This window comes from Pseudomonas oryzihabitans NBRC 102199 (assembly GCF_000730625.1).
GTDB lineage: Bacteria > Pseudomonadota > Gammaproteobacteria > Pseudomonadales > Pseudomonadaceae > Chryseomonas > Chryseomonas oryzihabitans.
Genome location: NZ_BBIT01000013.1, coordinates 287314 through 300394, shown reverse-complemented (window position 1 = coordinate 300394; position 13081 = coordinate 287314). Strand labels below are relative to the sequence as shown.

General features: G+C 64.8%; 13 protein-coding genes. 6 read left to right on the top strand and 7 right to left on the bottom strand.

Features of this window, described 5'->3' with window-relative positions; translation table 11 throughout:
• Positions 1-111 precede the first annotated feature (111 nt).
• The 5 genes from POR01S_RS23435 to POR01S_RS15110 form a co-directional block, all read right to left on the bottom strand.
• The gene (locus tag POR01S_RS23435) at positions 112-504 is read right to left on the bottom strand and encodes a DUF3592 domain-containing protein (RefSeq protein ID WP_074584121.1); all 393 of its coding nucleotides are present in this window, start codon (positions 502-504) and stop codon (positions 112-114) included.
• A gap of 114 nt (positions 505-618) precedes the next feature.
• Positions 619-1074, bottom strand: a complete 456-nt coding sequence (gene moaE / locus POR01S_RS15125) for a molybdopterin synthase catalytic subunit MoaE (RefSeq protein WP_042136781.1) — start codon at positions 1072-1074, stop codon at positions 619-621.
• 2 nt (positions 1075-1076) lie between these two features.
• Positions 1077-1328 carry a MoaD/ThiS family protein gene (locus tag POR01S_RS15120; RefSeq protein WP_042136779.1) on the bottom strand — a complete coding sequence of 84 codons (252 nt, stop codon included), beginning with the start codon at positions 1326-1328 and terminating at the stop codon, positions 1077-1079.
• Complete coding sequence (moaC, locus tag POR01S_RS15115) at positions 1325-1804, bottom strand: cyclic pyranopterin monophosphate synthase MoaC (RefSeq protein ID WP_027598486.1); 480 nt, start codon at positions 1802-1804, stop codon at positions 1325-1327. The genes POR01S_RS15120 and moaC overlap by 4 nt, the downstream gene beginning before the upstream one ends.
• 86 nt (positions 1805-1890) lie before the next feature.
• Positions 1891-3282 (bottom strand): PhoH family protein, encoded by a 1392-nt coding sequence (locus POR01S_RS15110; RefSeq protein WP_007161876.1) that lies wholly within the window; start codon positions 3280-3282, stop codon positions 1891-1893.
• Between the two features lie 353 nt (positions 3283-3635).
• Between POR01S_RS15110 and yaaA the strand changes: the two genes are divergently transcribed.
• From yaaA to POR01S_RS15080, 6 genes are all read left to right on the top strand, one after another.
• Positions 3636-4415: a peroxide stress protein YaaA gene (gene yaaA / locus POR01S_RS15105; RefSeq protein ID WP_042136777.1), complete on the top strand. Its 780-nt coding sequence runs from the start codon at positions 3636-3638 to the stop codon at positions 4413-4415.
• Positions 4416-4812: 397 nt separating this feature from the next.
• The gene (locus POR01S_RS15100) at positions 4813-6273 is read left to right on the top strand and encodes a mannose-1-phosphate guanylyltransferase/mannose-6-phosphate isomerase (protein WP_027598484.1); all 1461 of its coding nucleotides are present in this window, start codon (positions 4813-4815) and stop codon (positions 6271-6273) included.
• Between the two features lie 116 nt (positions 6274-6389).
• Positions 6390-7253, top strand: a complete 864-nt coding sequence (locus POR01S_RS15095; RefSeq protein WP_042136775.1) for a TIGR01459 family HAD-type hydrolase — start codon at positions 6390-6392, stop codon at positions 7251-7253.
• Between the two features lie 25 nt (positions 7254-7278).
• A complete protein-coding gene (locus tag POR01S_RS15090) occupies positions 7279-8253 on the top strand; it encodes a 2-hydroxyacid dehydrogenase (RefSeq protein ID WP_042136774.1) in 975 nt (324 codons plus the stop codon).
• Positions 8254-8483: 230 nt separating this feature from the next.
• The gene (locus POR01S_RS15085; RefSeq protein WP_042136772.1) at positions 8484-10004 is read left to right on the top strand and encodes a fumarate hydratase; all 1521 of its coding nucleotides are present in this window, start codon (positions 8484-8486) and stop codon (positions 10002-10004) included.
• Positions 10005-10132: 128 nt separating this feature from the next.
• Positions 10133-10501 carry a putative quinol monooxygenase gene (locus tag POR01S_RS15080; protein WP_042136770.1) on the top strand — a complete coding sequence of 123 codons (369 nt, stop codon included), beginning with the start codon at positions 10133-10135 and terminating at the stop codon, positions 10499-10501.
• Here POR01S_RS15080 and POR01S_RS15075 read toward each other — a convergent pair.
• A complete protein-coding gene (locus tag POR01S_RS15075; RefSeq protein ID WP_042136768.1) occupies positions 10476-11726 on the bottom strand; it encodes an acyltransferase family protein in 1251 nt (416 codons plus the stop codon). The genes POR01S_RS15080 and POR01S_RS15075 overlap by 26 nt on opposite strands.
• Before the next feature lie 148 nt (positions 11727-11874).
• Positions 11875-13029 carry a phospholipase D-like domain-containing protein gene (locus tag POR01S_RS15070; protein WP_027598478.1) on the bottom strand — a complete coding sequence of 385 codons (1155 nt, stop codon included), beginning with the start codon at positions 13027-13029 and terminating at the stop codon, positions 11875-11877.
• Between the last annotated feature and the right edge of the window lie 52 nt (positions 13030-13081).

Below are 13081 nucleotides of genomic sequence, written 5' to 3'. Positions count from 1 at the left end.
AGGCGGCTACTGCTATAGCCGCCTGAATTATCGTGGCCATGCCGGTCCACAAACAAAACCTCTCCTACACCCGCTCAATGCATCTGTAGCAGGCAACTACAACATAGCGATTCAACAGGCCTTCGATCGCCCGGCTACGCGCGTTATCCAAGCCTTAAAAGGTTGCCACCACCTGCGCGGTGGTCCCCCAAGGCAGCATAGCGAAGGATCTTTGGTCGAATACCAAACCGGCACCTTATCGCCCACCTGATAGGTACAAGCCAAACGTTGAGCCTCACCGCTGAACGCACCCGTTGCTGTCTCATAATAGGTCTTATGAAACCGTTGTCCCTGAGCGGTGTAGCTGAAGGTAATCAGGGGGCGAGAACCAGGTTCAGCACTTCGTCCCTCCAAATACGTTATGCGGCCCTCCGTCAGCTCACCTGTCTTCAAGCTAAGATGCCGGTGAACAACGTTGTAAAGCGTCGCGACGAATACCAGCGACACGATGACCAGTTCCAGCATGGATATCCCTCTCCGATCAGTTGGCAGTCTCGCAAACGAATAAAGGCATAGCCCTATTCACCAACGGCCCAATCTCCTGATGGCAACCGCCGTGCAATTTTCTACCCTACCCCATCAGGCCTTCGCCCAACGCCCCGCGGCATCCTGGTCGCTGGCGCGGCCTTCCACCCAGCGCGGGCCTTCGGCCGTATCTTCCTTCTTCCAGAAGGGTGCGCGGGTCTTGAGATAGTCCATCACGAAATTGCAGGCGTCGAAGGCGGCCTGGCGATGGGCGCTGGCGGTGCCGACGAAGACGATGGGCTCGCCCGGTTCCAGGCGACCGACGCGATGCAGGATATCGACCCCGAGCAGCGGCCAGCGCTGCTTCGCCTCTTCGACGATGCGCGCCAGGGCCTTTTCGGTCATGCCGGGAAAGTGTTCGAGGAACAGCCCGCCGACGTCGCGCCCGTCGTTGAAATCCCGCACGTACCCCACGAAACCCACCACGGCACCGATACCCGTGTTGGCGGCATGCAGGGCATTGAGTTCCTGGCCGGGATCGAAGGCCGCGGCCTGCACACGAATGGCCATGGCTAACCTCCAGTCACGGTGGGAAAGAAGGCGACCTCGTCGCCATCGCGCAGCGGCTCGGCCAGACCACAGAGTTCTTCGTTGCGCGCGCACATCAGCCCCCGCTCACCCAGGGTCTCGGCCCAGCCGCCGCCGCGCTGGACCAGGTGCTCGCGCAGGTCACCAACGGTGGCCAGCTCAGGCTCCCAGGCCAGCGTCTCTTCGGCACGCCCCAGCACCTCGCGATAGCGGGCGAAGAATTGCACGCGGATCATGCCGGTTGCTCCTCGGCGCGGAAATGACCGCTCTTGCCGCCACTCTTTTCCAGCAGTCGCACCGCCTCGATGGTCATGCCCCGATCAACCGCCTTGCACATGTCGTAAAGGGTCAGGGCCGCAACGCTGGCGGCGGTCAGGGCTTCCATTTCCACCCCGGTCTGGCCGGACAGCTTGCAGGTGGCGGTGATCCGCACCCCATCGGGCGCTTCGGCGGCCAGCTGGACCTTGACGCCGGTCAGCATCAGCGGATGGCAGAGCGGGATGAGGTCGGCGGTCTTCTTGGCCGCCTGGATGCCGGCGATACGGGCCACGGCGAAGACATCGCCCTTGGGATGGCCACCGCTCTGGATCAGATCGAGGGTTTCCGGACGCATGCGCACCCGGGCTTCGGCGGTGGCTTCACGGAAGGTCACCTGCTTGTCGGTGACATCGACCATGTTGGCACGGCCTTGGGAATCGAGATGGGTCAGCACGGCATGACTCCTGGAAAAGACCTGCCATTGTAGACCCGCGGTTGGGGATTTGATCCCCGCCCGTGGCCGGACGGGGATCGGGGGAGTTACAGATGGGCCTCGGCGTATTCGGCGAGGACGGAACGGGGCACGCCCTGCAGGGTGATGTGCACCCCGTGGTTGAAGCCCTTGAAGCGCTCGGAAAGATAGGTGAGTCCCGAGCTGGTGGCCGAGAGGTAGGGCGTGTCGATCTGCGCCAGGTTACCCAGGCAGATCACCTTGGAGCCGCTGCCGGCACGGGTGATGATGGTCTTCATCTGGTGCGGGGTGAGGTTCTGGCATTCGTCGATGAGGATCAGACTCTGCTGGAAACTGCGGCCGCGGATGTAGTTCAGCGACTTGAACTGCAGCGGTACCTTGCTGAGGATGTAGTCCACGCTGCCGTGGGGGTTGTGGTCATCCATGTGCAGGGCTTCGAGGTTGTCGGTGATGGCGCCCAGCCAGGGCTCCATCTTCTCGGCCTCGGTCCCGGGCAGGAAGCCGATGTCCTCGTCCAGGCCCTGGACGCTGCGGGTGGCGATGATCCGCCGGTATCTCTTGGTGACCATGGTCTGTTCGATGGCCGCGGCCAGCGCCAGGATGGTCTTGCCGGAACCCGCCGCGCCGGTCAGGTTGACCAGGTGAATATCCGGCTCCAGCAGGGCGAACAGCGCCAGCGCCTGATAGATGTCACGTGGCTTGAGGCCCCAGGCTTCCTGGTGCATCAGCGGTTCCTGGTGCATGTCGAGCAGGATGACCTCGCCATCGCGCACCGCCTTGACCCAGCCGACGAAGCCCTGCTCGTCGAGCACGAAGTCGTTGACATTGAAGGGCGGCATCTCGGCCGCCAGCTGCACCCGGTGCCAGACCCGGCCCAGCTCCTGCCGGCTTTCCACCTTGCTCACGTTGTCCCAGAAGGATCCCGGCAGATTGTGATAACCCTGGGACAGCAGGGAGACGTCGTCGAGCAACTGGTCGGTCTGGTAGTCCTCGGCGGCGATACCGCAGCCCCGCGCCTTGAGGCGCATGTTGATGTCCTTGGTCACCAGCACGACCCGCTCCTGGGGATGCTGGGTACGCAATTCGACGAGCTGGTTGATGATGCGGTTGTCGTTGATGTCGTCGGGCAGACAGGCCATGGGCCCGGCGCGACGCCCCATGAGGATGGACAGCCGCCCCTTGGCCTCGCCCTTGCCGCGGGGGATGGGTACGCCCCGCTCGACGTCCTCGGGCGAGGATTCGGCGAGGACGCTGTCGATCAGGCGGATCGCCTGCCGGCATTCGGCGGCAACGTTGTGCTTGCCGGTCTTGAGCTTGTCGAGTTCCTCCAGGACCGTCATGGGAATGGCGACGTGGTGCTCCTCGAAATTGAGCAGCGCGTTGGGGTCGTGGATCAGTACGTTGGTGTCGAGCACATAGAGGGTGGGCTGGGTGGGGCGGGAACGTCCGTGATCATCCATACTCGGTCACCTCGTAGAAACGCTTGACTCGCAAGCCTGTCGACGGAGCGCCAGACGACGCTCCGCTGCGAAAGGTGCCGTCGCTCCAGCAACGGGTTCACGGACCGGCCAACATGAGGGCACGGGACCCGAGAGATGCGACGGACACTTCGGTAATAACGCAAAAGGTCTGAGGCACAAAGGCTTTTTTTGGCGGTAAGCGGTTTTTTTCGCGGACCGGTATTTCCTGCTGCCTGGCCTGGCAACCTCGCCCCGGGAGCGTGGTCAATACCTATCGATCCCATCGGCAAGGTCCACTGGAGCCCAGCGGCGGAGGCTTCTAGAATGGCGCCTCGCCAAGAGGAGCCAAGCCGATGCTGATGGTGATTTCACCCGCCAAGACGCTGGACTACAGCACGCCGCCGAGCACGTCCCGCCATACCCTGCCGCAATACCTGGAGCACTCCCGTGAGCTGATCGACGGACTCCGGCAGCTCGCGCCGGCGGAGGTCGCCGCGCTCATGGGGGTGTCCGACAAGATCGCCACCCTCAATGTCGCCCGCTTCGGCAGCTGGACCCCAGACTTCACACCGGAGAATGCCAAGCAGGCGCTACTGGCCTTCAAGGGCGACGTCTACACCGGCCTGGCCGCCGAAGACTTCCAGGAAGAGGATTTCGACTTCGCCCAGCGCCACCTGCGCATGCTTTCCGGACTCTATGGCCTGTTGCGGCCGCTGGACCTGATGCAACCCTATCGCCTGGAGATGGGCACCAAGTTCGCCAACGCACGCGGCAAGGACCTCTACGCCTTCTGGGGCGAGCGCATCAGCGACTGGCTCAAGGCGGATCTCGCGGCTCAGGGTGACGATGTCCTGCTAAATCTGGCCTCGAACGAGTATTTCAGCGCGGTACGCCGCGCGCGCCTGCAGGCCCGGGTCGTGGACGTGGAGTTTCGTGATCTCAAGAATGGCGACTACAAGATCATCAGCTTCTATGCCAAGAAGGCCCGCGGCCTGATGGCGCGGCACGTGATCAAGCAGCGCGTCACCGCGGTGGACGACCTGCGCGACTTCGACGACCAGGGTTATCGCTATTCGAGCGAGCGATCCTCGGCCGATACGCTGGTGTTCCTGCGCGATGCGGCGCCGAATTAGCCGAGCGAATCGACGGATGGCACAATTGCCCGCACACCGGGCCATCGAACTGGCTAGGGGGTCACATTCGACGCCTGCCATCCGTGAAAGACTGTCATCTCCCTCCAATAAAAAAGGTTTCAGCCCCGTAGCGGAGACGTTTCAGGCGCGAAAAGTTGCCGGACATCTCAAAACCGCTGCCTTTCCGGAAAAAGGAAAATTCGCTGAGAACCACTTTCGTTTGATTCTGTCTTTGTCTGGTCCTTGCCCTGGGTCATGCTGGCCAAAGGCAATCAGTCCGCACGTTCAATTTGTACCGGTCGACCTGTCGGCCGGTTGATCTTTCGAAGCATGGACGCTTCGTCCCGACCTCAGGGACAGCGGCCACAAATCAGCAGACGCTGAAGGAGTAACGCCCATGATTCCCGTCATCCTGTCCGGTGGTAGCGGCTCGCGACTCTGGCCCCTCTCGCGCAAGCTCTACCCCAAGCAGTTCCTGGCACTGACCAGCGAACAGACCATGTTCCAGGAGACCATCAATCGCCTGGGCTGCGAGGGCAGCATCGATTGCCCCATCATCGTCTGCAACGCCGAACACCGTTACCTGGTGGAAGAGCAGCTCAAGGCCGTCGAGTGCAAGCCGCAAGCGCTGATCATGGAGCCCTTCGGTCGCAACACCGCGCCGGCCGTGGCCATCGCCGCCATGCAACTGGTCGCTGACGGCAAGGACGACCTGATGCTGGTGCTGCCCGCCGATCACGTGATCGAGGACGAAGCCGAATTCAAGGCCGCCCTGCAACAGGCCGCCGCCGCCGCCGAGCGTGGCGAGATGGTGCTGTTCGGTATCCCGGCCACCGCGCCCGAAACCGGCTACGGCTACATCAAGACCGGCTCCAACGACGGTCTGCCCCAGGGCGTGTCCCGCGTCGAGCGCTTCGTCGAGAAGCCCGATGCCGTCACCGCCACCGAATACGTGGCTTCCGGCGACTACTGCTGGAACAGCGGCATCTTCCTGTTCCGCGCCAGCCGTTTCCTGGAAGAGCTGAAGAAGCACGACACCGACATCTATGACACCTGCCTGCTGGCGCTGGAGCGCAGCAGCATCGACGGCATCAACATCAGCATCGATGCCGCCACCTTCGCCGTCTGCCCGGACAACTCCATCGACTACGCCGTGATGGAAAAGACCACCCGCGCCTGCGTGGTGCCCATGAGCGCCGGCTGGAACGACGTCGGTTCCTGGTCTGCGCTGTGGGACGTGCATGCCAAGGACAACAACGGCAACGTCATCAAGGGCGACGTCGTCCTGCATGACAGCCGCAACTGCCTGGTGCACGGCAACGGCAAGCTGGTGACCCTGGTCGGTCTGGACGACGTGGTCGTGGTGGAAACCAAGGACGCCGTCATGATCGCCCACAAGGACAAGGTCCAGGACGTCAAGAAGCTGGTCAACACCCTCGAGAAGCAGAACCGCAACGAGGTCAAGGCCCACCAGGAAGTCTTCCGTCCCTGGGGTTCCTACGACTCCATCGACATGGGCCAGCGTTTCCAGGTCAAGCGCATCACCGTCAAGCCGGGCGCCCAGCTGTCGCTGCAGATGCACCACCACCGTGCCGAGCACTGGATCGTGGTCTCGGGTACCGCTGAGGTCACCTGTGATGACAAGGTCTTCCTGCTGACCGAAAACCAGTCCACCTACCTGCCGATGACCTCCGTGCACCGCCTGGCCAACCCCGGCAAGGTACCGCTGGAGCTGATCGAAGTGCAGTCCGGTGGCTACCTGGGCGAGGACGACATCGTCCGCTTCGAAGACATCTACGGCCGCGTCGACACCCAGGCCCTGGAAGTCGCCAAGGCAGGCAAGGCGTCGACCCGCTAAGCCTCGCTGTACGGCAATGAACAGACACCGGCTCCGGCCGGTGTCTGCGTTTTCGGCAGCCGCTCGGCAAAACCGGTTAGGCTTGTCGTTTCCCCTTTCGCCATCGGATCCGCCGCATGACCGCTCCCACCCTGCTCCGCCTCGATCAACTGGACGAGGCCCTGGCCGCCTACGACGGCTTCATCCTCGACCTCTGGGGCGTGCTGATCGACGGCTACGAAACCTTTCCCGGCGCTCGCGCCTGGCTGGAGCGCCGCGCCGCCGAAGGCAAGCCGGTGTGGTTCCTCAGCAATGCCTCGCGTGATGCGGACGGCATGGTCGAAGAACTGGGCAAGCTGGGCGTGCCGCGCGAGCTCTTCGCCGGCATCACCACCTCGGGTCAGCTGGCCATCGATGCCTTTCAGCAGGACCCAACCTTCAGCGAAGGCGGCATCTACCTCTCCGGCCCTGGCACCGGCCAGGTCGGCTGGCCTGCGGAAATCCGCGCGCGCTTTGTCGAGGACATCGCGCAGGCAGCCATCATCCTGGGCGTCGGCAGCTTTCCGGAAGACGAACTGGAGGCGCGCTTCGCGCCCCTGGCCATGGCGCTGGACAAGCCCTTTCTCTGCGCCAATCCGGATCGCAACGTGGTGTCCGGGGGTCTACCCTTCTATGCAGCCGGCAAGCTGGCCGATCGCTTCGCCGCCCTGGGAGGCGCGGTCACCTGGTATGGCAAGCCCGATCCCTATGCCTTCCATTGCGCGGCAGGCGCCCTGGCCGAGCGTGGCGCCAAGCGTCTGCTGTTCGTCGGCGACTCGCTGGTGACCGATGTACCCGGCGCGGTGGCGGCGGGCATCGACTGTCTCTGGCTGGCGGCCACCGGCATCCACCGCGAGGCCCTCGGTCTGGACTTCAACCAGGAGCCAACCCGCGAGGGACTCGAGCCGCTGCTCAGGCAACATCCCGAGCGGCCGCGCTTCGCCGCGGCCGGTCTGGCCTAATCCTTTTCCGCACGCCGAGGTATCGATGAGCAAGAAGCACGTAGTGGTCTTCAACCGCCTGCCCGAAACGCTGGTGGAACGTTTGCGCGAACATTTCTCCGTCGAGGTGATTCCCGCCAGTGCCAACATCGACCTGTTCGCCGCTTCCGCAGCCAAGGCCCAGGGCCTGATCGGCGCCAGTCGCAAGCTGGGCGAGAAGGAGCTGGAAATGGCCACGACCCTGGAAGCCATCGCCAGCGTCTCGGTCGGCTACGACAGCTATGACGTGGACTACCTCACCGAACGCGGCATCCTGCTCACCAATACCCCGGACGTGCTCACCGATACCACCGCCGACCTCGGCTTCACCCTGCTGGTCAGCGCCGCCCGGCGGGTGCCGGAGCTGGACGCCTTCGTCAAGGCCGGACACTGGCGCAAGGGTATCGGCGAAGAACACTTCGGCACCGACATCCATGGCCGTACGCTGGGCATCGTCGGCGCCGGTCGCATCGGCGCGGCCATCGCCAAGCGTGGCCACTTCGGCTTCGACATGCCGATCCTCTATACCGCCAACAGCGCCAAGCCCGAGCTGGAAGAGCAGATGGGGGCCCAGCGCCGCGAGCTGGACGACTTGCTCAAGGAAGCCGACTTCGTCTGCCTGGTGGTGCCCCTGTCGACCGCCACCGAAGGCCTCATCGGCGCCCGCGAACTGGGGCTGATGAAGTCCAGCGCCATCCTGATCAACCTGGCGCGCGGCCCGGTCATCGACGAGCCGGCGCTGATCGAGGCGCTGCGTCAGGGCCAGATCCGCGGCGCCGGCCTGGACGTCTATACCCGCGAGCCGCTGGAAGCCTCGCCGCTGTTCGAACTGCCCAACGTGGTCACCCTGCCGCACATCGGCTCGGCCACCCACGAGACCCGCTACGCCATGGCCGAACGCGCGGTGAACAACCTGATCGCGGCCCTCACCGGTGAGCGCCCGACCGACCTGGTCAATCCGGCGGCGCTGGATCGCCGCTAGGCGCTGATCGCCCACCGTCGACCCAGGTGGCGTGCCGTCCGGGCGCTTAAAGGCTATACTGCCGCGCCGCTCTCGGGTCGGCCGCCCTGGCCGGGTGGGCCTCTCTCAGTGTGTCAGGCCACCCCTCCGATCGGGCTCCTTCGCGGCCCGGTCCGTGCGACCCGAATTGCGCGCCCGTCTCGCCACCGCCCGTGGCCGAGACGCAAGAAACCGCCAAGAGGAGCGCGTACATGACCGTGATCAAGCAGGATGACCTGATCCAGAGCGTTGCCGACGCCCTGCAGTTCATCTCCTATTACCACCCCGTCGATTTCATCCAGGCCATGCACGAGGCCTATCTGCGCGAAGAATCCGCCGCCGCGCGCGATTCCATCGCCCAGATCCTGATCAACTCGCGGATGTGCGCCACCGGCCACCGGCCGATCTGCCAGGACACCGGCATCGTCACCGTCTTCGCCAAGGTCGGCATGGACGTGCGCTGGGACGGCGCCACCCTGAGCCTGGACGAGATGATCAACGAAGGCGTGCGTCGCGCCTACAACCTGCCGGAAAACGTCCTGCGCGCCTCGATCCTGGCCGACCCGGCCGGTGCCCGCAAGAACACCAAGGACAACACCCCGGCGGTGATCCACTACCAGATCGTCCCCGGCAACACCGTGGAGATCGACGTTGCGGCCAAGGGCGGCGGCTCCGAGAACAAGTCGAAGATGGCCATGCTCAACCCGTCCGACTCCATCGTCGACTGGGTGCTCAAGACCGTGCCGACCATGGGCGCCGGCTGGTGCCCGCCGGGCATGCTGGGCATCGGCATCGGCGGGACCGCCGAGAAGGCCGCGGTGCTGGCCAAGGAATCGCTGATGGACGAGATCGACATCCATGAGCTGAAGGCCCGCGGTCCGCAGAATCGCCTGGAAGAGCTGCGCCTGGAGATCTTCGACAAGGTCAACCAGCTGGGCATCGGTGCCCAGGGCCTGGGCGGCCTGACCACGGTACTGGACGTCAAGATCAAGGACTACCCGACCCACGCCGCCTCCCTGCCGGTGTGCATGATCCCCAACTGCGCCGCCACCCGTCACGCCCACTTCGTGCTCGACGGCTCCGGCCCCGCCAGCCTGGAAGCCCCGCCGCTGGACGCCTATCCGGAAATCGTCTGGGAAGCCGGTCCCAGTGCCCGTCGGGTCAACCTGGACACCCTGACCCCGGAAGAGGTGCAGAGCTGGCAGCCGGGCGAGACCGTGCTGCTCAACGGCAAGATGCTGACCGGTCGCGATGCCGCCCACAAGCGCATGGTCGACATGCTCAACAAGGGCGAGCCGCTGCCGGTGGACCTCAAGGGCCGCTTCATCTACTACGTCGGCCCGGTCGATCCGGTGGGCGACGAGGTGGTCGGCCCGGCCGGTCCCACCACGGCGACCCGCATGGACAAGTTCACCCGCCAGATCCTCGACCAGACCGGTCTGCTGGGCATGATCGGCAAGTCCGAGCGCGGCCCCATCGCCATCGAGGCGATCAAGGACCACAAGGCCGTCTACCTGATGGCCGTCGGCGGCGCCGCCTACCTGGTGGCCCAGGCCATCAAGGGCGCCAAGGTCCTGGCCTTCCCGGAACTGGGGATGGAAGCCATCTATGAGTTCGAGGTGAAGGACATGCCGGTGACCGTGGCCGTGGATACCCGTGGCGAGTCGGTGCACATCACCGGTCCGCAGGTATGGCAGAAGAAGATCGCCGACAGCCTGGCCGTCGAGATCTAAGCGCCCGTCGCGACAGAAAAGCCCAGCCCCGTGCTGGGCTTTTTCTTTGGGCGCACGTCCGTCAGCCGGTGGGAGCACTGCCGACCGGCCGAGGTCGCATGCAGACCATCCCCGCCCCCGGAGCCCCCATGCCCACTCTTCCCAGCGATTCCGTCTGCAGCCTGGCCCCCGTCTTCGCCGTCCAGCCCGATCAGCTCGAAGCCTTCAAGCGCCTGGACGAGGCCATGCTGGAGCGCACCCGCAACGAACCCGGCTGCCTCTACTACGGCTTCTGTTATGACGGCACCACGGCGCGTTGCCGCGAAGGCTATCGCGATGCCCAGGCGCTGCTGGCGCACCTGGACAACGTCGGCGATCTGCTGGAGCAGGCCCAGGCCATCGCCACCCTGGAGCGCTTCGAGGTATTCGGTGCGGCCGATCAGCTGGAGCAGCTGCGCGAGCCGCTGGCGGCCCTGAACGCCCGTTTCTTCGTCATGGCCGCAGGCTTCCGCCGCTAGCCTGGGGCGGCTGCTGCGGCGGCGCCAGGCGCGGCAGCAGCACCGCGAGGATGCGCTTGCGGGTCGGCACCACCAGCCGCTCCTGGAACAGCACGCAGAGCACCACCACCGCCAGCAGGAACAGCCAGTACCACTCGATGGAGTTGGTATAGGCCCCGGCGGCGGCGATGCAGACCTCGCGATCGCCACTGAGGCAGGCCTTTAGATTGCCGCCGATCAGCTGTTCCAGGGTCATGTAGATCCCCGACAGGGGCACGTGCAGGGCGAACATCGACAGCGACGCGCCGCCGAGTCGTGGCGACCAGTGGCGGATGCGTTCGCTGGCCGGCTCCTGCGCCAGCGCGGCCAGATAGACCAGGATCAGCTGCGACGGCAGGAACAGGCCGTTGTGGAACAGGAAGTACCAGAACTTGGGCCCATGGGTGAACAGCGCCGTGCCCAGGGCGAAACTCAGGATCAGGTAGCTCGCCAGCAGCAGCCGCTGCCGCTCCGAGGGTATCCAGCCCCGCGCGTGCTGGCGACGGAAGATGGCGTACAGCAGGATGCCGGCGAGAAACTCCGGCAGCCGGAACAGCGGCACTCGCTGCAGCAGGCCGGTAAAGGGCATGCCGTAGTTCTGGTGCAGGATCACCAGCAATGGCGGAATCAGATAGAGCACCCAGACCAGCAGCAACAGCTGCCAGGGACGCTCGCTGGTCATCAGCCGCGGGGCCAGCTTGGGAAAGGTCAGGTAGAAGAAGAACAGCGCCGAGATCGACCAGAGCGGCGCGTTGAAGGTGAGGTAGTAGGGATTCCAGGCCTGCAGCATGAACAGCTGCAGCACGGCATTGAAGGCCAGCTCCGCGTTGCTCATGAAGTGCTGGAACAATTCGGGATGGGTCCGCGCCAGGGGCTCGTTGGTGTCGAACACCACGAAGCGGATGCTCGCCGTGGCGGCGCCCGGTGGAATCCCCAGACTGCCGATCCAGGTCACCACCGCCATCGCCAGCAACAGGGCGAAGATGTGGATCGGATAGAGGTTGGCAAAACGCTTGACCCAGAAACTGCGCGCCGGCTCGCGCAGGCTGCCGCGGCCGCAATAGACGTGGGCGAGCAGAAAGCCGGAGAGCACGAAGAAGGTACTGGTGGCGAAGAAGCCCATGCTGGTGATCTCGTCCAGCAGGGGGATGGTCTTGCGCTCGGGATAGAAATGGATGGTGTGGTAGACGACCACATAGAAACCCATCAGGAACCTGAGCCACTCCAGACCGATGAAGCGGTGTTTATCTAAAGTCTGCACTAAGGCGTTACTCGTCTGGCCTCGTCCGCGGGACGATGGGTCCGGCCTACAGCGCCGGATCGGTTATGTTACCCGCACCTGACACCCGGGGCTGCTAACCGCGCCCCAGTACACCGATCACCAGGCGATCCAGCGAACCCCAGAGCCACTCGCGTGCGCGCCGCCACCAGGGCCGACTGCGCCAGAATTCCAGGGTGATCTCGCGACTCTGGGCGAAATCCTTGACGAAGCTGGCCGCCACCGCCTGACTCAGGCCGCGATCCACCGCCTCGACATTGGCCTCCAGGTTGAACCTCAGATTCCAGTGATCGAAATTGCAGGAGCCGACGCTGACCCAGTTGTCCACCAGGACCATCTTGGCGTGGATGAATCGCGGCTGGTATTCGTAGATGCGCACACCGGCGCGCAACAGGCTGCGGTAGTAGCGCTGCCCGGCGAAACGCACCGGTGGATTGTCGGTGTGCCGACCGGTAAGCAGCAGCCGCACGTCGGCGCCACGCCGCGCGGCCCGTCGCAAGGCCCAGCGCACGCGCCAAGTCGGGAGGAAATAGGGGGTAGCGAACCAGATGCGTTCGCGGCCGCCTACCAGGGCGCGAATCAGCGCCTGCAGGATGTCGCGGTGCTGACGGGCATCGGCATAGGCGACCCGGCCCTGCCCTTCCTGGGCGGCAGGCGGCGGTGGCGGTCGCTCGCGACCCCGCCGCGGGCGTGGCTTCCAGGCGCGGCGGCGACCCACCGCTTCCCATTGCCGTTCGAACAGCGCCAGCCAGTCCTCCACCAGGGGTCCCTGGATGCGTACCATCACCTCGTGCCAGTTGCAGTCGCTCTTGGCCGGATCCCAGAAGTCATCGGTCGCGCCGCTGCCACCGACGAAGGCCTCCTCGCCGTCGATGATGAAGATCTTGCGATGGTCGCGGTGCAGGTTGTGCAAGCCGTGACCGAAGCGCACGGGGTTGAAGATGCGCAGCTCGGCGCCCGCCTCTTCCAGCTGGCGGCGCAAGCCGGCGTCCATGCGCAGGGTGCCGAAGCCATCGAACAGGCAACGCACCGCGACGCCGCGCCGGGCCGCTTCGGTCAGGGCCACGAGCAACTGCTCGGAGCAACTGCCGGCTTCCACCAGATAGAGTTCGACATCGATCCGGCGGCTGGCGCCAGCGATGGATTCGAGCATGGCCGGAAAGAACCGACCGCCGTCCACCAGCAATTCGAACCTGTTGTTTTCCCGCCATGGAAAGACGGCGCCCCGCATGCTTCCTACTCCGTGCCTGTGGCCATTGCATAAGAAGGCGCGGACGGGGGTT